This window comes from Kitasatospora purpeofusca (assembly GCF_042691725.1).
GTDB lineage: Bacteria > Actinomycetota > Actinomycetes > Streptomycetales > Streptomycetaceae > Kitasatospora > Kitasatospora purpeofusca_B.
Genome location: NZ_CP170483.1, coordinates 2089099 through 2112719 on the forward strand (window position 1 = coordinate 2089099; position 23621 = coordinate 2112719).

The 23621-nt window shown below is 74.1% G+C and carries 22 protein-coding genes and 1 riboswitch; of the genes, 3 read left to right on the forward strand and 19 right to left on the reverse strand.

Annotated features, from left to right (window positions below; all coding sequences use genetic code 11):
• The first annotated feature begins 116 nt into the window (after window positions 1–116).
• Window positions 117–620, forward strand: coding sequence for a transcriptional regulator (locus ACFCLZ_RS08290; RefSeq protein ID WP_045692870.1), 504 nt, complete (start codon window positions 117–119; stop codon window positions 618–620).
• 192 nt (window positions 621–812) lie between these two features.
• Here ACFCLZ_RS08290 and ACFCLZ_RS08295 read toward each other — a convergent pair whose 3' ends face one another.
• From ACFCLZ_RS08295 to ACFCLZ_RS08320, 6 genes are all read right to left on the reverse strand, one after another.
• Window positions 813–1733, reverse strand: coding sequence for a hypothetical protein (locus tag ACFCLZ_RS08295; RefSeq protein ID WP_380284143.1), 921 nt, complete (start codon window positions 1731–1733; stop codon window positions 813–815).
• Between the two features lie 259 nt (window positions 1734–1992).
• Entirely contained in the window at window positions 1993–2832 is an 840-nt protein-coding gene (locus ACFCLZ_RS08300) for a thioesterase family protein (protein ID WP_380284144.1), read from the reverse strand.
• Between the two features lie 160 nt (window positions 2833–2992).
• The gene (nusB, locus tag ACFCLZ_RS08305; RefSeq protein ID WP_380284145.1) at window positions 2993–3430 is read right to left on the reverse strand and encodes a transcription antitermination factor NusB; all 438 of its coding nucleotides are present in this window, start codon (window positions 3428–3430) and stop codon (window positions 2993–2995) included.
• Between the two features lie 4 nt (window positions 3431–3434).
• Window positions 3435–3995 carry an elongation factor P gene (gene efp / locus ACFCLZ_RS08310; RefSeq protein ID WP_376094376.1) on the reverse strand — a complete coding sequence of 187 codons (561 nt, stop codon included), beginning with the start codon at window positions 3993–3995 and terminating at the stop codon, window positions 3435–3437.
• A gap of 65 nt (window positions 3996–4060) precedes the next feature.
• On the reverse strand, window positions 4061–5167 hold the full coding sequence (locus ACFCLZ_RS08315) for a M24 family metallopeptidase (RefSeq protein ID WP_380284147.1): 1107 nt from the start codon (window positions 5165–5167) through the stop codon (window positions 4061–4063).
• A gap of 70 nt (window positions 5168–5237) precedes the next feature.
• Window positions 5238–6362, reverse strand: coding sequence for a HoxN/HupN/NixA family nickel/cobalt transporter (locus tag ACFCLZ_RS08320; RefSeq protein WP_380284149.1), 1125 nt, complete (start codon window positions 6360–6362; stop codon window positions 5238–5240).
• 31 nt (window positions 6363–6393) lie between these two features.
• A riboswitch (cobalamin riboswitch) is annotated at window positions 6394–6587 on the reverse strand.
• Window positions 6588–6739: 152 nt separating this feature from the next.
• Between ACFCLZ_RS08320 and ACFCLZ_RS08325 the strand changes: the two genes are divergently transcribed.
• Window positions 6740–8425, forward strand: coding sequence for a hypothetical protein (locus ACFCLZ_RS08325; RefSeq protein ID WP_380284150.1), 1686 nt, complete (start codon window positions 6740–6742; stop codon window positions 8423–8425).
• Window positions 8426–8431: 6 nt separating this feature from the next.
• On the opposite strand, the gene ACFCLZ_RS08330 is transcribed toward ACFCLZ_RS08325, so the two are convergent.
• From ACFCLZ_RS08330 to mltG (ACFCLZ_RS08370), 9 genes are all read right to left on the reverse strand, one after another.
• Window positions 8432–10435 (reverse strand): hypothetical protein, encoded by a 2004-nt coding sequence (locus ACFCLZ_RS08330; RefSeq protein ID WP_380284151.1) that lies wholly within the window; start codon window positions 10433–10435, stop codon window positions 8432–8434.
• Window positions 10436–10498: 63 nt separating this feature from the next.
• Window positions 10499–11329: an Fpg/Nei family DNA glycosylase gene (locus tag ACFCLZ_RS08335; RefSeq protein ID WP_380284152.1), complete on the reverse strand. Its 831-nt coding sequence runs from the start codon at window positions 11327–11329 to the stop codon at window positions 10499–10501.
• A gap of 85 nt (window positions 11330–11414) precedes the next feature.
• On the reverse strand, window positions 11415–12260 hold the full coding sequence (locus tag ACFCLZ_RS08340) for an AAA family ATPase (RefSeq protein WP_380286106.1): 846 nt from the start codon (window positions 12258–12260) through the stop codon (window positions 11415–11417).
• A gap of 130 nt (window positions 12261–12390) precedes the next feature.
• The gene (gene aroQ / locus ACFCLZ_RS08345; protein ID WP_380286107.1) at window positions 12391–12819 is read right to left on the reverse strand and encodes a type II 3-dehydroquinate dehydratase; all 429 of its coding nucleotides are present in this window, start codon (window positions 12817–12819) and stop codon (window positions 12391–12393) included.
• Window positions 12820–12827: 8 nt separating this feature from the next.
• Entirely contained in the window at window positions 12828–13916 is a 1089-nt protein-coding gene (gene aroB / locus ACFCLZ_RS08350) for a 3-dehydroquinate synthase (RefSeq protein WP_380284153.1), read from the reverse strand.
• On the reverse strand, window positions 13909–14430 hold the full coding sequence (locus ACFCLZ_RS08355) for a shikimate kinase (RefSeq protein WP_380284154.1): 522 nt from the start codon (window positions 14428–14430) through the stop codon (window positions 13909–13911). Before ACFCLZ_RS08355 ends, aroB begins: the two co-directional genes overlap by 8 nt.
• On the reverse strand, window positions 14427–15611 hold the full coding sequence (gene aroC, locus ACFCLZ_RS08360; RefSeq protein ID WP_380284155.1) for a chorismate synthase: 1185 nt from the start codon (window positions 15609–15611) through the stop codon (window positions 14427–14429). The genes ACFCLZ_RS08355 and aroC overlap by 4 nt, the downstream gene beginning before the upstream one ends.
• A gap of 185 nt (window positions 15612–15796) precedes the next feature.
• Window positions 15797–16627 carry a shikimate dehydrogenase gene (locus ACFCLZ_RS08365; protein WP_380284156.1) on the reverse strand — a complete coding sequence of 277 codons (831 nt, stop codon included), beginning with the start codon at window positions 16625–16627 and terminating at the stop codon, window positions 15797–15799.
• A 37-nt stretch (window positions 16628–16664) separates the two neighbouring features.
• Window positions 16665–18125 (reverse strand): endolytic transglycosylase MltG, encoded by a 1461-nt coding sequence (gene mltG / locus ACFCLZ_RS08370; RefSeq protein WP_380284158.1) that lies wholly within the window; start codon window positions 18123–18125, stop codon window positions 16665–16667.
• Between mltG (ACFCLZ_RS08370) and ACFCLZ_RS08375 the strand changes: the two genes are divergently transcribed.
• Entirely contained in the window at window positions 18081–18515 is a 435-nt protein-coding gene (locus tag ACFCLZ_RS08375) for a hypothetical protein (RefSeq protein ID WP_380284159.1), read from the forward strand. The genes mltG (ACFCLZ_RS08370) and ACFCLZ_RS08375 overlap by 45 nt on opposite strands.
• Before the next feature lie 151 nt (window positions 18516–18666).
• Here ACFCLZ_RS08375 and mltG (ACFCLZ_RS08380) read toward each other — a convergent pair whose 3' ends face one another.
• From mltG (ACFCLZ_RS08380) to ACFCLZ_RS08395, 4 genes are all read right to left on the reverse strand, one after another.
• The gene (gene mltG, locus ACFCLZ_RS08380) at window positions 18667–19902 is read right to left on the reverse strand and encodes an endolytic transglycosylase MltG (RefSeq protein ID WP_380284160.1); all 1236 of its coding nucleotides are present in this window, start codon (window positions 19900–19902) and stop codon (window positions 18667–18669) included.
• 108 nt (window positions 19903–20010) lie between these two features.
• Window positions 20011–20490 carry a Holliday junction resolvase RuvX gene (gene ruvX / locus ACFCLZ_RS08385; RefSeq protein WP_380284161.1) on the reverse strand — a complete coding sequence of 160 codons (480 nt, stop codon included), beginning with the start codon at window positions 20488–20490 and terminating at the stop codon, window positions 20011–20013.
• Between the two features lie 16 nt (window positions 20491–20506).
• Window positions 20507–23176, reverse strand: coding sequence for an alanine--tRNA ligase (gene alaS, locus ACFCLZ_RS08390; protein WP_380284162.1), 2670 nt, complete (start codon window positions 23174–23176; stop codon window positions 20507–20509).
• Window positions 23176–23619: a DUF6167 family protein gene (locus ACFCLZ_RS08395; protein ID WP_380284163.1), complete on the reverse strand. Its 444-nt coding sequence runs from the start codon at window positions 23617–23619 to the stop codon at window positions 23176–23178. The genes alaS and ACFCLZ_RS08395 overlap by 1 nt, the downstream gene beginning before the upstream one ends.
• Window positions 23620–23621: the final 2 nt, after the last annotated feature.

Sequence of the window (23621 nt, forward strand, 5' to 3'; positions counted from 1 at the left end):
ACTCTACGTAACCTCACAGTGAGTTACGAGACGGACGTCGAACCCACCGGTAACGACGTCGGCCAATCGCCCGTGACCCACCACTGAACGCGAAGCAATCTCGTCCGGGGAGATCAATGTCCAGCGACTACGCGAAGCAGCTCGGAGGCAAGCTCCGAGCCATCCGCACTCAGCAGGGGCTCTCCCTGCACGGTGTCGAGGAGAAGTCCCAGGGGCGCTGGAAGGCGGTCGTCGTCGGCTCGTACGAGCGCGGCGACCGTGCGGTCACCGTGCAGCGGCTGGCCGAACTGGCTGAGTTCTACGGGGTCCCGGTGCAGGAGCTGCTGCCCGGCGGTACACCCGGTGGCGCGGCCGAGCCGCCGCCGCGCCTGGTCCTCGACCTGGAAAGACTGACCCAGGTCCCGTCGGAGAAGGCCGGCCCGCTGCAGCGCTACGCGGCGACCATCCAGAGCCAGCGCGGCGACTACAACGGCAAGGTGCTGTCGATCCGCCAGGACGACCTGCGCACCCTGGCCGTGATCTACGACCAGTCGCCGTCGATCCTCACCGAGCAGCTGATCTCCTGGGGCGTGCTCAACCCCGACGCGCGCCGCGCGGTGCGCGAGGAGGAGGCGGGCTGAGGCTCGCCGCACCGGCTCCCGCCGGCCTCCCCGTCGGCCTCCCGCCTTCGGGGGCGGCGGACAGCAGCAGAAACGTCACGGCGCGGCCCCCGCGAGGGGTGCCGCGCCGCGGCGCTCTCCGGGACGCCCGCGCCCCGTCGGCCCGGGTCGCGCTCCGGCGGAAGCTCTCCAGCCGGTAGCCCGGCTCGCGCCCTAGCAGACCGTCTCCAGCCGGTAGCCCGGCTCGGCGGCCACCCCGTCCAGCCGCACCGGCCCGGCGGCGGGCGCCCAGACCCGGCCCTCGCTGGTCCAGGCCCAGGCCGTCGCCAGGTACTCGCCGCAGGCCGCCGCGGTGCCCTGGGCGCCGTGCAGCACCGCGAGGCCGGGCAGCTCGCGGGCCAGCCCGGCGCAGAACACCGCGCAGAGCAGTTCGAGGTCCTCGTCGTTGATCCGGACCACGCCGTCCTCCCACTGGAGCACCCGGGCGGCCGCGGACAGCCGCCCGCCGGGCGCGTCCACCGACAGGCGCAGCTCGTAGACCCCGCTGCCGGCGCCGAGCAGCATCCGGCGGAACACCTCGGCGCCCTGCTCGTAGGCGCCGCGCACGGCGTCGTCGCGCTCCCCGTGGAGCCGGCCGTCGAGCAATAGGTCGGCGTGGCGCAGGGTCAGGCCGTTCTCACGGGCCCGGACCAGCCGGGGGACGAAGTCGCCGACCAGCTCCTCGCCCTGGTAGGCGAGCAGCTGGGTGCGCAGCGCCGGGTTGACCAGGTAGCGGTCGCGGGCGGCCGGCTCGGCCGGGTCGAGGCCGTGCAGCAGGCAGAACTCGGCGAAGTCCTGCGGGTGGAACATCCGGGCCCGGACGGTGTCGAAGCGGCGCCGGGCGTCGGCGAGCAGCTCGGCGGTCTCGCGCAGGTACTGTTCGTGGTCCGGCGCGTCGGACAACCGCCAGGCGCGGGCCTGCGCGAAGTCCGCGGGGCTGGTGAGCACGCCGATCACGAAGGCCTGGCCGGCGCCCTCGGCCCGCTGCCGCTCGCAGGCGCCGTCGCGGTCGGCGGCGGCGCGCGAGCGCGCCCGGGGGCGGGAACCCGCGGCGGTGCAGTCGGGGGTGCGGCGGGCGCGGCCGTTGCGGCTCATCGGAGCTCCTCGGACGGGGCGGGCGGGCGGGTCGGTCGGGTCGGCGGCGGGTGGCACCGCCGACCCTTGTCCTCCCCAACCCCGCGTGGCGCACACGTACGACGTGTCACAGGACTGTAACCGAGGGTGAATCGGATGTTTGGGGTCACGCACGGTTGTGCGGCCCACCGCTCGCGCCCCGCGCGTCCGACCCGCGCGCGGCGCACCCGTCACTGGGCGTGCACGCCCGCTCACGAGGGCCTCGCGCTACCTCGGCACGCTACCTCGGCACCCGCGCCAGCTGACGGGACTGGGCGACCAGGCGGCCGGTCCCGTCCCAGACCTCGGCGTCCTCCTCGAAGTACCCGCCGGCCAGGTTCCGGGTGGCGTGGACCACCCGCAGCCAGCCCGGCGCGGGCTTGGCGCGCAGGTGCACGGTCAGCTCGACGGTCGGCGCCCAGCCCGGCATCCCGAGGTCGAAGGTGACCGGCGGCAGGGCGTCGGCGGCCAGCAGGAGCAGCAGCGGGTCGGGCTCGCGGCCGTCGGCGAGCCGGAACCAGCCCTGGATCCGACCGACGCCGGAGGGCCGGCCGAGCGCCCAGCCGACGGTGGCCGGGTCGAGCCGCATGTCGAACCGCTCCAGCAGGGCGGCCTGGGTGAGCAACTCCTTGGGCGCGTGCTCGACGCCGATGCACTGGTCCGGCGGCGGCAGCTGCGGCGGGACGGCGGTGGTGCGCGCCTCGCCGTCGTGGGCGGCGAGGTCGCCGTGGCTGGCCACCACCCGCAGCCGCTCCACGCCGCCCTGGCTGAGCGCGGCGGTGCCGGTGGACAGCGAGCGGCCGGCGCGGATCACCTCGGTGCGCACGGTGGCCGGGCCGGGGGTGGCGGCCGAGAGGTAGTAGCCGCTGATCGAGACCGGGTCGGCGTGGCCGGCGCCCCCCGGGTGGGCGGCGTGCGCGAGCGTGAGCGCGTGGCCGGCCACGGCCAGCAGCAGTCCGCCGTTGACGCCGCCGCCGATCTGCCAGCCGGAGCCGAGTTCGCCGTCGTAGCGGCCGGGCTCCTCCGGGTGCGGGGTGAGGGCGATGCCCTGGTCGAACTCGCTGCGGATCGCCGTGGTCATGGAGGTGGCCTGCCCTTCGCTGCGGGGTCGCCGGCGGGTGCGGCCGCCGGCACGCCGGGTTACTGACGAGTAGCCACCACCATACGCCGCCCCGGTGACCATGCACGAGGGCCGCCGGACCGTTTGCGGTCCGGCGGCCCTCGGCGCGGTGTGCGCGGGCTCAGCGGCGGATGCTGGGCTTCAGCTCCAGGAAGCGGGCCAGCAGGCCGTTGACGAAGGCCGGGGAGTCGTCGGTGGAGTACTCCTTGGCGATCTCCACGGCCTCGTCCAGGACGACCGCGTCCGGGACGCGGTCCTCCCAGATCAGCTCGTACGCGCCGAGCCGCAGGACGTTGCGGTCCGCGATCGGCATCCGGTCGAGCGTCCAGCCGATCGCGTACTGCGAGATCAGCTCGTCGATCCGGCGGGCGTGCTGGACGTAACCCTCGACCAGCTCCATGGTGTACTCGCCGACCTGCGGGGTGCCCTCGTCCGGCTTGGGCTCCCGGGCCCGGGCCACCCAGTCGGCGAGGACCGTCAGCGGGTCGACCCCGCGGTGGTCGGCCTCGAACAGGATCTGGAAGGCTCGCGTGCGGGCCTTGGTGCGTGCGGACGACACGGACTTACTTCACCCGGCCGAGGTAGCTGCCGTCGCGGGTGTCGACCTTGACCTTCTCGCCGGTGGTGACGAACAGCGGCACCTGGATCTCGGCGCCGGTCTCCAGCTTCGCCGGCTTGGTGCCACCGGTGGAGCGGTCGCCCTGGACGCCCGGCTCGGTCTCGGCGATGAGCAGCTCGACCGCGGCCGGCAGCTCGACGTACAGCGGCTTGTTGTCGTGCTGGGCGACGAGGGCGTCGAAGCCCTCCAGCAGGTACTTGGCGGCGTCGCCGACCACGCCCGGCTCGATGGTCAGCTGGTCGTAGGTGTCCATGTCCATGAACACGAAGTTCTCGCCGTCCTTGTACGAGAACTGCATGGTGCGCTTGTCGACGTTGGCGGTCTCGACCTTCACACCGGCGTTGAAGGTCTTGTCGACGACCTTGCCCGAGAGGACCTCCTTGAGCTTGGTGCGCACGAAGGCCGGGCCCTTGCCGGGCTTGACGTGCTGGAACTCGACGACGGCCCAGAGCTTGCCGTCCAGGTTGAGGACCATGCCGTTCTTGAGATCGTTCGTGGAAGCCACGGGCGCACTTACTCCTGGATATAGCTGTCAAGGAACCAAGGGTCGCGTCCTGCGGCACACCCGTGTCACAGGGCGAGGAGCTCCTTGGTGGTGATGGTGAGCAGCTCGGGCCCGCCCTCATCCAGGGGGCGCACGACGAGCGTGTCCTCGATCCGGACCCCGCCCCGCCCCGGGAGGTGGACCCCCGGGCCGACGGTGACCGGTACGCGGCTGTCCAGTTTACCCATGTCCGTGGGGCCGAGGCGCGGGGCCTCCCGGATCTCCAGGCCGATGCCGTGGCCGACCGGGTGCGGCGAGCCCTCGGTGTGCCCGGCCGCCCGGAGGATCTCCCGCGCGGCCCGGTCGGGCACGCACTGCTCGATCCCCGGCCCGAGCGCCTCCCGCCCGGCCCGCTGGGCGCGGAACACCAGCCGGTGCAGCTCGACCTGCCAGGGCGCCGGGGCCGCGCCGATCACGAAGGTCCGGGCGGTGGACACCCCGTAGCCGCGGTACTGCGCGCCGAGCACCACGGTCAGGAAGTCGCCCTCCTCCACCCGCCGGTCGGTGGGCTGGTGCGCCGGCTGGCCGGAGTGGGAGCCGGTACCGACCGAGACCGGGAAGGCCGCCCGGTCCGCGCCGTGGTCGATCATCCGGCGCTCCAGCTCCATCGCCAGATGCCGTTCGGTGCGGCCCACCAGGATCGACTCCAGCAGCTCGCCGAGCGCCTGGTCGGCGATCTCCGCGGCGATCCGCAGGTCGGCGATCTCGTGCTCGTCCTTGACCACCCGCAGCCGCTCCACCGCCCGGCCGACGTCCGCCAGCCGCACCCCCTCGGCCAGCCCGGCCACCGCCCGGTGCCGGGTGACCGTCAGGTCGTGCTCCTCCACCGCCAGCCCGGCCACCCCCAGCCGCGCCGCGGCGGCGGCCGCCGCCAGCGCGGTGTCCGACCCGGCCGCCACCGGTAGCCGGGTGACCTCGGGGGCGATCAGGTGCTCGCCGGAGTCGTCCGGCGGCAGGTCGTCCGGCAGCGCGAGCAGCACCCGGTCCCGGGTCAGCAGCAGGGTCGCGCCGCACGGCGGGCACCCGGTGAGGTACCGCACGTTCGCCGCCCGGGTGACCAGCGCCGCGTCGGCCCCGGACGCACCGCAGTGCTCCCGCAACCGCTCCCGGCGGCCCGCGTACGCATCAGCCATGCGTCGAGCCTACGAACCCCTCCCCCGATCCGCCCGCCGAACGCCCCCACCCGGGCCGCCGCTGCGGCGGCTACCGCGGCCCGTCGCCCGCGGCGCCCGGGCTCCACTTCCGCTCCACCCCGGCCAGCCGCCAGTACGCGATGGCCGCGGCCCAGACCACCACGAACAGGCCGACGATCGCGTAGCCGACGTTGTCCAGCGAGATGTCCGCGATCCAGCCGGTCACCGGGTCGGTGAGGTCCAGCTTCTCGTGCAGCACGCCGACCAGCTCGATGGTGCCGATGAGGAAGGCCACCGCGATGGACAGGCCGGTGATGGTCAGGTTGTAGTACACCTTGCGCACCGGGTTGGAGAACGCCCACTGGTAGGCGAAGTTCATGAAGGTGCCGTCCAGCGTGTCGAACAGGCTCATCCCGGCCGCGAACAGCAGCGGCAGGCAGACGATCGCGTACCACGGCAGACCGGAGGCGGCGCCCGAGCCGGCCATCACCATCAGCGTGACCTCGGTGGCGGTGTCGAAGCCCAGGCCCAGCACCATGCCGACCGGGAACATCTGCCCGGGCCGGGTGATCGAGCGGGTCGCCCGGTTCAGCACCCGGGCCAGCAGGCCGCGGGAGTTCAGGTGCGCCTCCAGCTCGACCTCGTCGAACTGCCCGGCCCGCATCGAGCGGAACACCTTCAGGATCCCGAACAGCGCGGCCAGGTTCAGCGCGCCGATCAGGTAGAGGAAGGCGCCGGAGGCCGAGGTGCCGACCACGCCCAGCCACTGGTGGGTGGTCGACTCGTCGTCCATCAGCGTGCTGGCCAGCTGCGCGCCGCCCGCCACCAGGGCGGCCATCAGCACCACCATCGAGGAGTGCCCGAGCGCGAACCAGAAGCCCACCGAGACCGGGCGCCGGCCGTCCGCCATCAGCTTGCGGGTGGTGTTGTCGATCACCGCGATGTGGTCGGCGTCGAAGGCGTGCCGCATGCCGAGGGTGTACGCGGTGATGCCCAGGCCCACCCCGAAGACCTGGGTGCCGACCTCGTACTTCTCCGGCGCGACCAGGAAGATCAGCGTGCCGAACGCCACCAGGTGCATGGCGAGGATCACGCCCATCAGCCCGGCGGTGCGCAGGGTGTCCTCGCGGCGCCAGCGGAAGGCGGGCAGGGCGGCGGGCGGCGCCGCGGCCGCGGCGGTTTCGGGCAGGGTCATCTGCGGATCACGCTCCAGCACCTCGTGGAATGACTTCGTGAGATGCCGCGGCCGGTCTCCTGGCTGACGGGGCTCCCGTACCCGCCTTCCCGAGCGCGCGAGGCGCCCAGTGGCGTCGTGGGTACGGACACTCTCCCCCGATCACAGTGGCGAGGGCCGCTCCGGACTGGGACCCCTGAGGGTCCGTCACCGGTCTTCCCGAGCACCACGGCGGGGAACACCGTAGGCGGCCCGGCCGAACACCCGCAAGGCCGCGCACCCCCGCGGGTGGGCAGGATCACAGCCCCCGCCCGCCGCAACGGGCCGTCCGCGGACCGTCCCGGGCGACCCCGTCCGAACACCGCGCCCGGCCGGGGCCCGTTGAGTACGATCATGGCGTGCTGAACCGCCGCCGGCTCCGGGCCCGGCCCGACGAGGACCGCTGGGACACCCGGCCCGTCCGGGCCCGCGTCCTGGCGGTGGCCCGCACCCTCACCTCCGCCACCCGGGTCCTGGACGTCCTCACCCTGCTGCGCGAGCAGGACGGCATCGGCTTCGCCGTCACCGTCAACCCGGGCTCCGCGTTCACCGCCGGACTCGACGACTACCTCCGCGCCCAGCCCGGCCTCACCGTCCTGCCCTGGCGCGACGCCGTACGGCAGCCATTCGACCTCGCCGTCGCCTGCGCCGTCCATTCCTCGATGCACCGGCTGCGCGCACCCCTCGTGGTCCTCCCGCACGGCGCCGGCTACAACCGCCTGGTCCCCGAGTCCACCGGCGACACGGTCACCGCCGCCGGGCTCTCCCGGCGCGAACTCACCCACCGCGGACGGGTCTTCCCCGCCGTCATCGGCCTCTCCCACCGCGAGCAGTTCGACCGCCTGCGGACCGCCTGCCCCGAGGCACTGCCCCGCGCCCGCGAGGTCGGCGACCCCTGCTTCGACCGGATGCTGGCCGGCCTCGCCGCCCGCGACGGCTACCGGGCCGCCCTCGGCGCGGTCGACGGCCGCCGGCTCGTGGTGGTCAACTCCACCTGGAGCGCGCACTCCTCACTCGGCCGCCACCCCGGCCTGCCGCTGCGGCTGGTCGAACAGCTGCCCGCCGACGAGTACACCGTCGCCGTCGTCCTGCACCCCAACATCTGGGCCCGGCACGACCCGCGCGCCCTGCTCGCCGCCGCCGAACGCTCCGGCCTGCGGCTCCTCCCCCCGGACCAGGGCTGGCAGGCCGCGCTGATCGCCGCCGACTGCGTGATCGGCGACCACGGCTCGGTCTCCTTCTACGGCGCCGCCCTCGAACGCCGCACCCTGCTGGTCGCCACCGGCGCCGCCGAACTCGACCCCCGCTCCCCCAGCCACGCCTTCGGCCAGGCCGCCCCGGTCCTCGACCCCGAGGGCGACCTGCTCGCCCAGCTCGAACGGGCGATGGCCGACCAGGACCCGGCCGCCCTGCGCCCGATCACCGACCGCTCGCTCGGCCGGCGCGGCGAGTCCGCCCGGGTACTGCGCGACCTCCTGCTCTCCTACCTGCCCGGCATCGAGCCGCCGCCCGGCGACCCCCGGCCCCTGCCCTACCCCCGGCCCGTCCCGCTCGCCGCCGAACGCCCCACCGCCTACGACGTCGTCGCCACCGGCGAGGGCACCGCCGTCCACCTGCGCCGCTACCCCGTCGGCCCCGATCACCACACCCCGCGCGGCTTCCACGCGGTCGCCGCCGACGAACCCCGCCTCGCCCTGCGGCACACCGCCGAGGTCCTCGCCCGCACCGAGACCGCCGCCGAACAGCCCGCCGAGGCCTGGCTCGCCGCCACCGCCGCCGAACTCCCCGGCCTCGCCGTCGCCGTCGCCGCCCTCGGCCCGGCCCGCCACCTGCTGCGCCTGCCCACCGGCCTCCTCCTGGAAGCCCACGCCGAACGCCCCTGGGGCGCCCCCGCCCCCCGCCTCGACCCCCTCCTCCTCGGTTCCGCCGTCGCCCACTGGCTCACCACCCCCGCCGCCGCCCCGGCCGCCCTCCCCCGGCACCCCCTCACCCTCCGCACCGGCCCCCACCACACCACCGTCGCCTTCACCCCCCGGCCGCTCTGACCCCGCTCACCGCCCCCGCAGCTCCCGCAGCCGGGCGCGGTTGCGCTCGGCCAGGGCCGTGTCCCCCAGCTCCTGGGCCAGGTCGACGAGCAGCGCCCGCGCCGCCTCCTCCTTCCTCGGCTGCCCCAGCTCCCGCGCCCGCCCGGCGCTCAGCTCCGCCGCGCCGACCGCCGCCGCCGGCCGGTGCAGCGCCCGCTCGGCCCGGGCCTCGACCAGCGGCAGCCGCATCAGCATCGGGGCGTCGCCCTCCCGCCCGGCCAGCGCGGTCGCCTCCCCGAGCACGGCCAGCGCCTCCTCCGCCCGCCCCGCGGCCACCAGGGCCTGGGCGAGGTTGTAGCTCTGCACCACCACACCGTGCGGGTCGCCCGCATTGGCCTCCCGGGCCAGCGTGAACAGCTCCACGGCCCGCTCCGGCCGCCCGTCGGCCAGGCAGAGCAGGCCGTCGGTCTCCCACAGCACACCCGCCAGCCGCGGCTCGTCCACCTCCGGCAGCAGGGCGGCCGCGGCCGCCAACTGCTCGCCCGCGAGCGGGTACTCCCCGCGCTCGTAGTAGGCGCGCCCGAGCTGGTTGCGCATCCGGATCACGGCGTCCGGCCGGTTGTCCCACTGGGCCGCCTCGATGCCCAGCAGATGGCTCTCCACCCAGTCCCCGTAGTGCTTGCGCCCGTGGTACAGCGGCCAGAGCGACTCGCACAGCCGCCACACCTCACCGTGCCGGCGCTGCTCGGCCGCGGCCCGGACGGCGCCCAGCAGGTTGGCCCGCTCGCTCTGTAGCCACTCCAGCGCGTCCGCCCCCGAGCCGAACCCCGCCAGCCCCTGCCCGGCTCCGCTCTCCTGGAGCCGGAAGCGGTCGCCGATCGCCCGGTCGGCCAGCGCCGCGCGGCCCCGGTAGTAGGCGACGATCCGGGCCAGCAGCTCCAGCCGGCCGGGCAGTTCGCGGACCGTCCCGGCGGCGTGCAGCCGGACCAGGTCGTGGGCGCGGTACCGGCGCTCCGGCCCCTCCTGCGCCACGTCGTCCACCAGGTGCGCCGAGCGCAGGTCCGCCAGGCCGTCCGCCGCCCGCGGCACCCCCACCGCCTCCGCCAGCTCGACCGAGACCAGCGGCCCGGGATTGACGCCCAGCAGCCGGTAGAACGCACGGGTGTGCTCGGGAAGCCGCCGGTGGACGGCGTCCAGGACGTCCCCGACCGCACCCTCCTCATTGCTCAGGGACGACAACCTGCGCTCCTTGTCGGTCAGTTCGGCCAGCACCCGGTCCACCCGCAGGTCCTCGCGGTCGAGCAGCCGAAAGCCCACGGCGTTCAGGGCGAGCGGCAGGCCGCCGCAGAACTCGACCAGCCGTGCCAGCTCCGCGTCCGTCCCCCGGCCCGGGCCCAGCCAGCCGCGGACCAGTTCGCTCCCGGCGCCGGTCGTCAGCGGGTCCAGGCGCACCAGCTCGGCGCCGTCCAGGGCCAGCCCCGGCAGCCGGCGCCGGCCGGCGGCCACCAGCAGCCCGGTCGTGGGCAGCAGCGCCCGGACCTCGGCGGCGTGCTCGACGTTGTCCAGGAAGACCAGGACCCGGCGCCCGGCGGCCGTCACGGTGCGGAACGCCGCCGCCCGCTCCGCCAGGGTGTCCGGCACGTACGGGAGCCCGAAGCCGCGCAGGAAGCCGCCGAGCACCTCCCCGAGGTCCGCCCCGCCGAGGTGCCGGTGGGCGGCGAGGTCGGCGTAGAGCTGGCCGCCCGGGAAGTGCGCCGCGGACCGGGCCGCGAACTGGGCGACGAGTTCGGTCTTGCCGACGCCGCCGAGCCCGGTGAACGCCACCACGGCCGGCCGGACGTCGTCCAGCCGGCCCAGCGCCGCCTCCAGCCGGGCGAACTCGCCCTCCCGGTTGACGAAGGCCCGGCGCGGGCCGCGGATCTGGCGCGGCACGGCGAGTCCGGACGCCGCCATGACGACCGTGCCGGCCTGCACCACCATGCCGTGAACCGTGCCCGAAACGGTGTTGACCGTCCGGTCTCCGTCCGTCATCCGCGTGCTCCCTCCGCCCCGTCGAGTGCCGGGCCCCAGCCTACGGCCGGACCTGAGCCGGGATCACGCGGTGGGGCGGGGCGGTTGGCAGGTGGGGCACCAGAAGAGGTTGCGGGAGGCGTGCTCCTCGGTGCGGACGTCCGTGGCGCAGACCAGGCAGCGCTGCCCGGCGCGGCGGTAGACGTAGACCTCGCCGCCGTGGTCGTCGACGCGTGGGGGGCGGTTCATCGCCTCGGGGGTGTGCTCGGGGCGGACGGTGTCGATGCGGCCGGCGCCGACGCCCTCGCGCATCAGGACGACCAGGTCGGCCCAGAGCGCGTCCCACTCGGCGCGGCGCAGGGAGCGGCCGGGCAGCTGCGGGTCGATGCCGTGCCGGAACAGCACCTCGGCGCGGTAGACGTTGCCGACGCCGGCCAGCACCTTCTGGTCCATCAGCAGGGCGGCGATCGTCGTCCGGCTGCCGGTGATCCGCCGCCAGGCGGCGTCCGGGTCGGCGTCGGCGCGCAGCGGGTCGGGGCCGAGGCGGGCGGCGACGGCGGCCTTCTCGGCGTCGGTGATCAGCGCGCAGGTGTTGGGGCCGCGCAGGTCGGCGTAGTGCTCGTCGTTCTCCAGCCGCAGCCGCACCAGGCCGACCGGCTCGGGCGCCGGACCGTCGCCGGTGTCGCCGAAGGTGAAGCCGCCGTACAGGCCGAGGTGGACGTGCACCCAGGCGTCCTCGCCGAAGCCGAGGAAGAGGTGCTTGCCGGTGGCCTCGGCCGCGGCCAGCTCCCGCCCGTCGATCAGCTTGGCGCCGTCCACGAACCGGCCCTGCGGGCTGCTGGCCCGCACCGGCCGGCCGCCGAAGGCGCGGTGGTTCTCGGCGGCGAGGCGGTGGATGATGTGGCCTTCCGGCACGGGCGCGGCTCCCCCCGGTGATTCGTTCAGGACCCGTCCATCATCGCAGCCGGCACCGACAGTCCGGCCGGGCCGAGCGAGCCGCTCAGCGCACCGGGACGCCCATCAGCCGGGCCAGGATCACCCGGTCGAGTGCGGCGGCCGTGGCGGCCACGTCGAGGTGGGAGTTGTCGATGATCGGCAGCCCGGAGTTGTACCAGCCGGCCATCCGGCCGTGGATCCGGGCCACCTCCTCGTCGCCGAGCCGGCGGTTGCCGCTGCGCCGGGCGTTGCGGCCGAGCACCGAGTCCAGGCTGGGCAGCAGCACCACCGGGATCATGCCGGGGCCGATGTGCCGCTTCCAGCCGCCGAGGCCGATGGCCGGGCGGTCGGGGAAGACGGCGTCGTCGATGATGCAGGAGATGCCGTTGGCGAGGTAGTTGCGGCAGGCGAAGCCACAGGTCCGGCGGGCCAGCCGGTACTGCGCCTCGGAGGCGTTGTTCCAGCCGGACTGCGGGTTGGCGAAGCCCGACTGCACCCACTCGCGGACGTCGTCGAGGCTGATGTGCGCGGTCGGGGTGGGGCGCCGCTCGGCCCAGTGGCGGGCGACGGTGGTCTTGCCGGCGCCGGCCGGGCCGATCAGCAGCACCGCGATCGGGCCGGTGGCCGCGTGCTGCTGCGGCGGGCGGACGGGCAGTTGGACGGGCGCGCCGGGCGGCAGCAGGAAGTGGCCGGTGGAGCCGGCCGGCACCGGAGCGGGTGCCGGGGCCGGTGCGGGCGCGGGAGCAGGTGCGGGAGCAGGTGCGACGGGCGGGCCCGGCGGGACGACCGGCACCGGAACGGTCGGCGGCCCGGACGACGCGGCGGGCACCGCCACGGACGCCGGGTAGGCCGGGGCCGGCGGAGCGACGGGACGAGGGGGGACGGGTACACCCCCGGAGTACTGCGTCACGGTCACCTCCCGACATCCTTCAGCGGGGACACTACACGCCGGTGCGGCGGTGGACACAGTCCGCCGCCGCACCTGCGCTGGTCACCGCCCCGGCGCCGTCCGGGCGCCGACGCTCCGTCAGCCCGCCCCGTCAGCCCGTGGCGAGCCGGTCGGCCAGCGCCCGCAGCGCCAGCTCGTACGAGCCGATCCCGAACCCGGCGATCGTGCCGGAGGCCACCGCGGAGATCACCGAGGTGTGCCGGAAGGTCTCCCGGGCGTACGGGTTGGAGATGTGCACCTCGATCAGCGGCGCGGTGCGCTGCGCGGCGGCGTCCCGCATCGCGTACGAGTAGTGGGTGAACGCGCCCGGGTTGATCACCACCGGCACCCGGCCGTCGGCGGCCTCGTGCAGCCACTCGACCATCGTCTGCTCGGAGTTGGTCTCGTGCACCTCGACCTCGAAGCCCAGCTCCTTGCCGAGCGCGGTGCAGCGCTCGACCAGCCCGGCGTACGAGGTGGAGCCGTAGACATCGGGCTCGCGGCTGCCGAGCCGACCGAGGTTGGGGCCGTTCAGCACCATCACCCGGGTCACGAGGACACCTCCGCGTAGGCGGCCACCAGCAGGGACGGGTCGGGGCCCTCCAGCACGGAGGTCCTGCCGAGGCCGTCCAGCACGATGAAGCGGATGAGGTCGCCGCGCGACTTCTTGTCGACCTTCATCGCGTCCAGCAGCTTGGGCCAGGCGTCCGCGCGGTAGCTGAGCGGCAGCCCGACCGAGGCGAGCACGGTGCGGTGCCGGTCGGCGGTCGCGTCGTCCAGCCGCCCGGCGAGCCGGCCGAGCTCGGCGGCGAACACCATGCCGATCGAGATGGCCGCGCCGTGCCGCCACTTGTAGCGCTCGTTGCGCTCGATGGCGTGGCCGAGGGTGTGGCCGTAGTTGAGGATCTCGCGCTGCCCGGATTCCTTGAGGTCCCCGGAGACGACGTCGGCCTTGACCTGGATGGCCCGCCGGATCAGCTCGACGGTGTGCGGCCCGGCCGGCGTCCTGGCGCCCTCCGGGTCGGCCTCGACGAGATCGAGGATGGCCGGGTCGGCGATGAAGCCGCACTTGATGACCTCGGCGAGCCCGGAGACGTAGTCGTGCCGGGGCACGGTCTCCAGGGTCGCGAGGTCGGCCAGCACGCCCACCGGCGGGTGGAAAGCGCCGACCATGTTCTTGCCCTCGGCGATGTTGATGCCGGTCTTGCCGCCGACCGCCGCGTCGACCATGCCGAGCAGCGTGGTGGGCATGGAGACCCAGCGGACCCCGCGCAGCCAGGTGGCGGCGACGAAGCCGGCCAGGTCGGTGGTGGCCCCGCCGCCGAGGCCGACGACCACGTCGGTGCGGGTGAAGCCGGTCTGGCCGAGCACCGACCAGCAGTACGCGGCCACCTCGGCGCTCTTCGCGTCCTCGGCGTTGGGCACCTGGAGGGCGATCACCTCGTAGTCCTCGCCGAGCAGGTCCTCGCGGATCGCCTCGGCGGTGGCGGACAGCGCCTCGGGGTGGATGATCGCCACCCGCCGGGCCCGGGTCCCGATCAGCGGCGCCAGCTCGCCGAGCAACTGGTGCCCGATCAGCACGTCGTACGGGTCGTGGCCGGCGCTGCCGCCGACGTGAATCCTGACGTTGTCAGTCATGGGGGTTGTTCAGCTCCAGTGCTTCCAGTACGGCGTCCGCGACCTGCTCGGGGGTGCGGCCGGCGGTGTCGACGACGGCGGTGGCCACCTCCAGGTAGAGGGGGCGGCGGGCCTCCATCAGCTCGCGCCAGCGGGCCCGCGGGTTGACCGCCAGCAGCGGCCGGGGGGCGTCCAGGCCGACCCGCTTGACCGCGTCGGCGAGCGGCACCTCCAGGAACACCACCGGCAGGCCGCGCAGCAGCTCGCGGGTGGGCTCGGCCATCACCGCGCCGCCGCCGAGGGCGAGCACGCCCGCGTGGCCGTTGGCGGCGCCGCGCACCGCCGCCGCCTCCAGGGCGCGGAAGTGCGGCTCGCCCTCGTCGACGAAGATGTCCGGGATCGGCTTGCCGGCCTGCTCCTCGATGTCCGCGTCGGTGTCGCGGAACCCGACGCCGAGGCGTTCGGCGAGGACCCGCCCGACGGTGGACTTGCCACTGCCGGGCGGGCCGACCAGCACGACGACCGGCGAACTCATCGGACGATCAGGTGGTCGAGGTAGTTCTGCACGTTGCGCCGGGTCTCCGACACGTGGTCGCCACCGAACTTCTCGTTGACCGCGTCGGCGAGCACCAGGGCGACCATCGCCTCGGCGACGATGCCGGCCGCCGGCACCGCGCAGACGTCCGAGCGCTGGTGGTGGGCCTTGGCCGGCTCACCGGTGCGCACGTCCACGGTGCGCAGCGCGCGCGGCACGGTCGCGATCGGCTTCATCGCGGCGCGCACCCGCAGCAGCTCGCCGGTGGACAGGCCGCCCTCGGTGCCGCCGGAACGGCCGGAGACGCGCCTGGCGCCCTCGGGGGTCGGCACGATCTCGTCGTGCGCCTGCGACCCGGGGACGCGGGCCAGCTCGAAGCCGTCGCCGACCTCGACGCCCTTGATCGCCTGGATGCCCATCAGCGCGGCGGCGAGGCGGGCGTCCAGCCGGCGGTCCCAGTGGACGTGCGAGCCGAGGCCGACCGGGACGCCGTAGGCGAGCACCTCGACGACGCCGCCGAGGGTGTCGCCGTCCTTGTGGGCCTGGTCGATCTCGGCGACCATCGCCTTCGAGGCGTCGGCGTCCAGGCAGCGCACCGGGTCGGCGTCCAGCTTCGCCTCGTCGGCGGGCAGCGGCAGCACCCCGGCCGGGGCCTTGGCGGCGGCCAGCTCGACCACGTGGCTGACGATCTCGATGCCGCAGGTCTCCTTGAGGTAGGAGCGGGCGACGGCGCCGAGCGCGACCCGGGCCGCGGTCTCCCGGGCGCTGGCGCGCTCCAGGATCGGACGGGCCTCCTCGATCGAGTACTTCTGCATGCCGGCCAGGTCGGCGTGGCCGGGGCGCGGACGGGTCAGCGCCTCGTTGCGGGCGAGACCGGCGAGCACCTCGGGGTCGACCGGGTCGGCCGACATGACCTGCTCCCACTTCGGCCACTCGGTGTTGCCCACCATGACGGCGACGGGGCTGCCCATGCTCAGGCCGTGCCGGATGCCGCCGAGGAAGGTCACCTCGTCCTGCTCGAACTTCATCCGTGCGCCGCGACCGTAACCGAGCCGTCGGCGCGCCAGCGCGTCGGCCACCATCGCGGTGGTGACCGGTACACCGGCGGGCAGGCCCTCCAGCGTCGCGACGAGTGCGGGGCCGTGCGACTCCCCCGCCGTCAGCCAGCGCAACGTACCCAACGGAGCTCCTTCATCAGCGGACCGGCGCGGCGCTGCCGCCACCCGCCCGGGCGTGCCTTCTCCCCGAATCCTTTCATGCCGGACCGCCCGACCGGCCGCGCAGTCCGGTCACCGGACAGCATCCGGCCGACCCGCGGACGCGAAACGGCCGGTCGGCGCGGCGCCGGGGCGCTGCCGGGCCGCCCTCAGGCCGCAGCCAGCGCGGCCTCGCCGGCGGCGCGGATCGCCGCGAGCGGCCCGGGGGCGCGCCCGGTGAAGAACTCGTTCTGCAGCACCGCCTGGTGCACGAGCAGGTCGAGCCCGCCCAGCACGGTCGCCCCGCGCTCGGCGCAGGCCCCGGCCAGCTTGGTCGGCCACGGGTGGTACAGCACGTCGAAGAGCGCGCCCGGGTCGGCGGTGAGGTCCCCGGCGAAGCCGTCGGTCGTCCCGGCCGGGGTGGTGGCCACGGTGAGCGGGTGGGTCAGCGCCTCGGCGCCGCGCGCCCAGTCCGCGGTCCGCACGGCCACGCCGAGGCGCTCGCCGAGCTCCGCCATCTCCCGGGCCCGCTCGGGGCTGCGGACGTAGACGGTGACCTCGCGGGTGCCGATCGCGGCCAGCGCGGCCAGCGCCGAGGAGGCGGTGGCCCCGGCGCCGAGCACCGCGGCGGCCGGCACCTCGGTGATGCCGCGCTCGCGCAGCGCGTTGACCAGGCCGGGCACGTCGGTGTTGTGGCCGGACTTCCGCCCGTCGGCGCTGAACACCAGGGTGTTCACCGCCTCGACGTCGCGGGCGGTCGCGCTCACCTCGTCGAGCAGCGGGATGACCGCCCGCTTCAGCGGCATGGTGAGCGAGAAGCCCGCCCACTCGGCCTCGTCCAGCCCGGCGAGGAAGCCGGGCAGCCCGGCCTCGTCGACCTCGAAGCGGTCGTAGCGCCAGCCGTCCAGCCCGAGCGCCGCGAAGGCGGCCCGGTGCAGGACGGGCGAGAGCGAGTGCGCGATCGGCGAGCCGAGGACGGCCGCCCGGTGCTTGCTGGTCACGCTGGTGTTTCTCCCTGAACGGCCCCCCGGCGGGCGGTCACTTGGTGGTGCAGTGAACGGCGATCGGGTCGAACTTCTGGCCGGCCGCCGTGCAGTACGCCTTGACGTTGTTGGCGTGCTCCGTGTCCGTATCCGCGAACAGGGTCTGGGTCGGCGACATCGCGATGAAGTACAGCCACTTGCCGTCCGCCGGGTTGAGCGTCGCCTTGAGCGCGTCGTCGCCCGGGTTCGAGATCGGTCCCGGCGGCAGGCCCGGGTTGATGTACGTGTTGTACTTGTTGGAGCCGTCGTTGATGTCCTTCTTCTCCAGGTTCTTGGTACCCAGCGCGTACTGCAGCGTGGTGTCCATGCCCAGCTTGCCGTTGACCTTGCCCTTGTCGGCCAGCCGGTTCTGGATCGTCTTGGCCATCTTGGCGAAGTCTTCCTTGTTGTTGCCCTCCGCCTGGAGGATGCTCGCCTCGATGACCACCTCGTAGCCGGACTTGAGGCCGATCTTCGACGCCTCCGCGTCCAGGCCCGCGTAGCGGTCCACGGCGTTCTTGACCATCTGCTTGAGCAGGTCCTCGGGCTTCATGCCCTCGGTGATCGAGTAGCGGGTCGGCCAGAGGAAGCCCTCGATGTTGCCGTTGGCGTACGCGGGCAGGCCGAGGCTGTTGACCTGCTCCTTGGCGACGTTGGCGGTGGTGCCCTTGGGCAGCTTCAGCTTCTCGTCGATCTTGACGTAGGTGGCGGTGGAGGTCAGGCCCTCCTGGATGATCAGCTTCTCGCCGCCGTTCGCCTCCACCAGGAACTGCACGGCCCCCTCGGCCGACATCTCCTTGGGCATGCTGTAGGCGCCCGGCTGGATGGTGGAGCACTTCACGTTCTTGTCGCAGGCCGCCTTGAACGCGTCGACGCTCTTGACCACCCCGGCGTTCTTCAGCGCCAGGCCCATCTGGGTGCCCGCCGCACCCGGCTTGATCTCCACGTTGACCGAACCGGTGCCCGGGCCGGCGTAGTCCGGCGGCGGGCCGAAGTGGTCCTTGTAGAAGCCGTAGCCCCAGTAGCCGGCGCCGCCCATGGCACCGAGCAGCACGAGAGCGACCACCAGGCAGGCGCCGCCGTTGCGCCGGCCCGACTTCTTGCCCTTCTCCTTGCGCTTCTTCTTCGCCTCGCGGGAGTCGTCCTCCGCGCCGAGGAAACCGCCGTGGCCGTCGTCCTGCGCGCCGTCCTCGTGGTACTCGTCCTGGGCGTACTCGCCCTCGTGACCGTCCCACTCGTCCTCGGCGTGCTCACCGCCGTCGACGGGCGCGGCCGGGTCGGCACCGGCCTCCAGCGCGGCGGCCTCCGCCTCCCAGTCGATGCCGTCCGGCCCGGGGCCGGAGGGCTGCCCGGCGGCCGGTCGCTGCTCCTGCCGCGCCGGGGCGCCCTGCTGACCGGCACCCTGCTGCGGCACCTGCTGCTGCGGCACACCTTGCTGCGGCATCTGCTGCTGCGGGTAGCCCTGCTGCTGGCCCATGCCCTGCTGCGGCACCTGCTGCTGAGGCACACCCTGCTGCTGGGGGTAGCCCTGCTGACCGCCCATCCCCTGCTGCGGATAGCCCTGCTGCTGGGGATAGCCCTGCTGACCGCCGTACTGCTGCTGACCGCCCATGCCCTGCTGGCCGCCGCCCTGCTGCGGGTAGCCCTGCTGACCGCCCATGCCCTGCGGGTCCATCCCCTGCTGCGGCGTCTGCTGCTGGGGGTAGCCCTGTTGACCGCCGTACTGCTGCTGGGAATGCTGGGGATGCTCCTGCCACTGCCCGTCCTGCTGGCCGGGGACCGGCTGCTGACCGCCGTACCCGGGGTCACCCGGATGCCACGGCTCGGAGCCCTGGGGGCCGTAGCCCCGACCCAGATCGGTCATTGATCCCCTTATACCGACGGAGACGACCGGAGGATCGGCCCGGTCGCCCGGGACGGCGTCCCGGCTGCTTGTCGAACCGGCGTGCTAGCGCAACACCTGGACGGAGACGCTACCGTACCGCAGTCGGATGGCCGGTCGGGCCGCCGCCCGGCGCTCAGGGCGACCCCGGCGAGGCCGGGGCCGGAGCGGACGCGGAGGCCGTGGCGCCCGCCGACGCCGTCGCGCCCGCCGAGGCCCGGTTGGCGTTGAACTCCGCGACGTTCTTCTGCTGCACGTCGAAGCTGTCGGTGAACCGGGTGTCCCCCGGCTTCACGGTCACGAAGTAGAGCCAGTCGCCCGGCGCCGGGTCCACCGCCGCCATGATCGCCTGCCTCCCGGGGTTGGAGATCGGCGTCGGCGGCAGCCCCGGGTGCTTGTAGGTGTTGTACGGGGAGTCGAGCCGGGTGTCGGTGACGCTGGTGTTCAGCGTGGAGCGGCCCATCGCGTAGTTGATGGTGGAGTCCAGCTGCAGCGGCATGTTCTTGGCCAGCCGGTTGTAGATCACCCGCGCGACCTTCGCCATGTCCTCGGGGTTGTCGGCCTCCCCCTGCACCATGCTCGCGATGGTCACCAGCCCGTACAGGGACTGCCCGAGGTTGGTCGCGACGACCTCCGCGTCGTCCCGGGCGAACTCCCGGCCGGCCCGGTCGACCATCTGCTTCAGCAGGTCGGCGGCGGTGGTGTCGTCGGTCACCGCGTACGTCGCGGGGAACAGGTAGCCCTCGGGGACGCCGCCCGCGGTCTCCGGCAGGCCCAGCTCCGCGGCCTGGTCCTTGGCCGCCTGCTCCGCGGTGCCCGGCGGCAGCTGGAGCTTCCGGTCGATCGCCGCGTAGATCTGGCTGCCGCGCCAACCCTCGGGAATGGTCAGGCCGTTGGCGTTGGCGGGGTCGATCAGCACGGCGAGCGCGGCGGCCGCCGACATCTTCAGCCGCAGCGTGTACGTGCCGGGCTGGATCCGCCCGGCCGCCGCCGCGCTGCCCTTGGCGGCCCGGGTGAACGCGAGCGAGCTGGCCACCACGCCGTTGCGCACCAGCGCGGAGGCGATCTGGCTGAGGCCGGCGCCCTCCGGCACCGACACCTGCACCGAACCGGACCCGTTGCCCGTGTAGTCGGCCGCGGCCGGCGGCTTGCGCTGCCCCTGGATCCAGCTGAAGCCGGCCAGCCCGATCCCGCCGAACACGGCGATCAGCGACAGCGCGGTCAGCAGACAGGCCAGCCCGGTGCGCCGCCGGCGCGGATCCGGCGCACCGGGGCGCGGCGCGGGCGCGCCCGGCGGGCGGCCCTCCGGTTCGGTCGCCGGCGCACCGAGGTGGCCGGGGCTCAGGCCGGGTGTGAGGTCCAGGTCGGTCACGGCGTCCCCTCGGCGGTCGGCGCGGCAAGCGGCGCGACGGCAACGGCAGAGGGGTCCGTGCGGACGCGCGTCCGCACGGACCCTCTTCGGGACGTTAGAACAGGCCGGTCAGCCCGCCGCCTCGACGCTCTCACCGGGCGGGCGTCCGCTCACCCGTTCGGACTCAAGGGCGGTCTGCAGGATCACCACCGCGGCGGCCTGGTCGACCACCGAGCGGCCCTTCTTGGCCTTGACCCCCGAGGCGCGCAGCCCGTGGGTCGCGGTGACCGTCGACATCCGCTCGTCGACCAGCCGGACCGGTACCGGCCAGAGCCGGTTGGCCAGCCGGACCGCGTAGCCGCGGACCTTCTCGGCCGCCGGCCCCTCCTTGCCGCTGAGCGAGCGCGGCAGCCCGACGATCACCTCGATCGCGTCGTACTCCTCGACGATCGCGGCGATCCGGGCCTGCGACTTGACCCCGGCCGGGACGGTCTCCACCGGGGTGGCGAGCACCCCGTCGGGGTCGCAGGACGCGACCCCGATCCGGGCGTCCCCGACGTCGACGGCGATCCGCCGCCCGCGCCGGAAGGGCTTCTCCTCGAACTCCATCAGAACGCGGACCCCATCAGGAGGCACGCTCCGCGACCAGACCGCGCACCGCGGCGACGGCCTCGTCGATCGCGGCCGGGTTGGTGCCGCCGCCCTGGGCGACGTCGTCCTTGCCGCCACCGCCGCCGCCGAGGGTCTTGGCCGCGGTGCGGACCAGCTCGCCGGCCTTGATGCCGCGGCCGCGGGCGTCCTCGTTGGTGGCGATCACGGTCAGCGGGCGGTCGTTCGCCACGGTGAAGGCGGCGACCACGGCCGGGCGCGAGCCAAGGCGGCCGCGCACGTCCAGGACCAGCTTGCGCAGCTCGTCCGCGCCGGTGCCGTCGGCGACCCGGGCGGCCACCACGGCGATGCCGTGCACGTCCTCGGCCGAGTCGGCCAGACCCGCGGCGGCCGCGAGCACCTTCTCGGCGCGGAAGCGCTCGATCTCCTTCTCGGCGTCCTTGAGCTTGGCGAGCATGCCGGAGATCTTCTCCGGCAGCTCCTCCGGGCGGCCCTTGACCAGCTCGGTCAGCTGGGCGACCACGGTGTGCTCACGGGCCAGGAACCGGTACGCGTCGGCACCGACCAGGGCCTCCACGCGGCGCACGCCGGAACCGATCGAGGACTCGCCGAGCAGCTTCACCAGGCCCAGCTGGGCGGTGTTGCCGACGTGCGTGCCACCGCACAGCTCCTTGGAGAAGTCGCCGATGGTGACGACGCGGACCGAGTCGCCGTACTTCTCGCCGAACATCGCGATGGCGCCGGCCTTGCGGGCCTGGTCCATCGTCATGACCTCGGCGGTGACCTCCAGCTCGCGGGTCAGCACGTCGTTGATCTTCTGCTCGACGTCGGTCAGCACACTGCCGGGCACGGCGGCGGGCGAGCCGAAGTCGAAGCGGAAGCGGCCCGGGGCGTTCTCCGAACCGGCCTGGGCGGCCGTCGGGCCGAGCGCGTCGCGCAGCGCCTGGTGGGTCAGGTGGGTGGCCGAGTGGGCGCGGGCGATCGCCCGGCGGCGCTCCACGTCGATGGTGGCGTACGCGGAGGAGCCGAGCACGACCTCGCCGAACAGCACGCCGCCGGAGTGCACGATCACGCCCGGGACGGGCTGCTGCACGTCGCGGATCTCGACGACCGCGCCGGATTCCAGCCGGATCCGGCCGTGGTCGGCGAGCTGGCCGCCGCCCTCGGCGTAGAACGGGGTGCGGTCGAGGATGATCTCGACCTCGTCGCCCTCGGAGGCGGCCGGCGCCGGGGCGCCGTTCACCAGCAGGCCGACCACGGTGGCCTCGCCCTCGGTGAGGGTGTAGCCGGTGAAGACGCTGGCGCCCGAGGCGTCGGCCACCTCGCGGTACGCGGCGACGTCGGCGTGGCCCATCTTCTTGGCCTTGGCGTCCGCCTTGGCACGGTCCCGCTGCTCCTGCATGAGGCGGCGGAAGCCGGACTCGTCGACCTGGAGGCCCTGCTCCTCGGCCATCTCCAGGGTCAGGTCGATCGGGAAGCCGTAGGTGTCGTGCAGCTTGAACGCCTGGTCGCCGGAGAGCACCGCGCCGCCGGCCTGCTTGGTCTCGGTGACCGCGGCGTCCAGCAGGTTGGTGCCGGCCTTCAGCGTCTGGAGGAAGGCCGCCTCCTCGCCGACGACGACCGTCTCGATGCGCTTGCGGTCGGTCTCCAGCTCCGGGTACTGCGGGGCCATCGCCTTGATGGCGATGTCGGTGAGGTCCTTGGCGACCACACCGGTGGCGCCCAGCAGGCGCATGTTGCGGATGGCGCGGCGCAGGATGCGGCGCAGCACGTAGCCGCGGCCCTCGTTGCCGGGGGTGACGCCGTCGCCGATCAGCATCAGCGCGGTGCGGATGTGGTCGGTGACCACGCGCAGCGAGACGTCCGCCTTGTGCTCGGCGCCGTAGGTGTGACCGGTCAGCTCGGCGGCCCGGTCCAGGATCATCCGGCTGGTGTCGATCTCGAAGAGGTTGTCGACGTCCTGGAGGATGGCGGCGAGGCGCTCGAGGCCGAGGCCGGTGTCGATGTTCTTGCTCGGCAGGTCGCCGAGGATCTCGAACCCGTCCTTGCCGTCGCCGTGGCCGCGCTCGTACTGCATGAAGACCAGGTTCCAGATCTCCAGGTAGCGCTCGCCGTTGACGGCCGGGCCGCCCTCCTCGCCGTACGCGGGGCCGCGGTCGTAGTTGATCTCCGAGCACGGGCCGCACGGGCCGGGGACGCCCATCGACCAGAAGTTGTCCTTCATGCCCAGGCGCTGGATGCGCTCCGAGGGCACGCCGATGACGTCACGCCAGATCTGCTCGGCCTCGTCGTCGTCCTTGTAGACGGTGATCCAGAGCTTCTCCTTCTCCAGGCCGTAGCCGCCGTCCGCGACAGGGGTGGTGAGCAGCTCCCACGCGAACTTGATGGCTCCTTCCTTGAAGTAGTCACCGAAGGAGAAGTTGCCGCACATCTGGAAGAAGGAGCCGTGCCGGGTGGTCTTCCCGACCTCCTCGATGTCCAGGGTGCGCACGCACTTCTGGACGCTGGTGGCGCGCGAGAACTGCGGCTTGACCTCGCCCAGGAAGTAGGGCTTGAACGGGACCATGCCGGCGTTGACCAGCAGCAGGGTGGGGTCGTCGGCGACCAGGGACGCCGACGGAACGACGGTGTGGCCGCGCTCCTCGAAGAAGCGCAGCCAGCGGCGGCGGATCTCTGCCGACTCCATTAGTGGTCCTTCCGGTTGGTACCGCCCCGCGGCGCGAGCGCGCGCCGGGGCGTTTTCTCGATGGCTGGGGGGGTGGTGCCGGCTCCGTCGGAGGACCCGCGGGCACGGCTGGGCGGAGGCAGGGCGGCGGCCGGGCTCCCGGGCGCCGCCGAGATAGCTCGGTACCGGGGCTCGCCGCGCAGTGCCCCGTTGCGGCGGCGCGGCTCGACGACGGCGGTGCCGTCCAGTCCGAGGTCCTCGCGCAGCTGCTCCTCGCGCTCGTTCATGCCGGCCCGCACGTCCTGGGCGAACTGCTTGGCCAGGTCCCCCAGGTGCAGCGCGCCGCGGGCGGCGGTGCCGGAGAGGCTGTCCGGGGTGAGCCGGTGCACGGTCTCGTTGGCCTTGTTCACGGCCCAGACGGTGGCGCCGGCGCCGACCGCCATCCAGAAGATGCGTCGCACCATGC

Excerpts from the sequence above, each read along its gene's own strand:
- ACFCLZ_RS08290 (WP_045692870.1), top strand. The coding sequence starts at position 117 with ATGTCCAGCGACTACGCGAAGCAGCTCGGAGGCAAGCTCCGAGCCATC.
- ACFCLZ_RS08395 (WP_380284163.1), bottom strand. The coding sequence starts at position 23,619 with ATGGTGCGACGCATCTTCTGGATGGCGGTCGGCGCCGGCGCCACCGTC.
- alaS (WP_380284162.1), bottom strand. The coding sequence starts at position 23,176 with ATGGAGTCGGCAGAGATCCGCCGCCGCTGGCTGCGCTTCTTCGAGGAG.
- ACFCLZ_RS08300 (WP_380284144.1), bottom strand. The coding sequence starts at position 2,832 with ATGACCACGGCGATCCGCAGCGAGTTCGACCAGGGCATCGCCCTCACC.
- ACFCLZ_RS08315 (WP_380284147.1), bottom strand. The coding sequence starts at position 5,167 with ATGGCTGATGCGTACGCGGGCCGCCGGGAGCGGTTGCGGGAGCACTGC.
- ruvX (WP_380284161.1), bottom strand. The coding sequence starts at position 20,490 with ATGGAGTTCGAGGAGAAGCCCTTCCGGCGCGGGCGGCGGATCGCCGTC.
- aroQ (WP_380286107.1), bottom strand. The coding sequence starts at position 12,819 with ATGGTGCTGAACGGCCCCAACCTCGGTCGGCTCGGCAGCCGCGAGCCC.
- ACFCLZ_RS08295 (WP_380284143.1), bottom strand. The coding sequence starts at position 1,733 with ATGAGCCGCAACGGCCGCGCCCGCCGCACCCCCGACTGCACCGCCGCG.
- mltG (WP_380284158.1), bottom strand. The coding sequence starts at position 18,125 with ATGGGCCAGCAGCAGGGCTACCCGCAGCAGCAGATGCCGCAGCAAGGT.
- ACFCLZ_RS08355 (WP_380284154.1), bottom strand. The coding sequence starts at position 14,430 with ATGAGTTCGCCGGTCGTCGTGCTGGTCGGCCCGCCCGGCAGTGGCAAG.
- aroB (WP_380284153.1), bottom strand. The coding sequence starts at position 13,916 with ATGACTGACAACGTCAGGATTCACGTCGGCGGCAGCGCCGGCCACGAC.
- ACFCLZ_RS08320 (WP_380284149.1), bottom strand. The coding sequence starts at position 6,362 with ATGACCCTGCCCGAAACCGCCGCGGCCGCGGCGCCGCCCGCCGCCCTG.
- ACFCLZ_RS08330 (WP_380284151.1), bottom strand. The coding sequence starts at position 10,435 with ATGACGGACGGAGACCGGACGGTCAACACCGTTTCGGGCACGGTTCAC.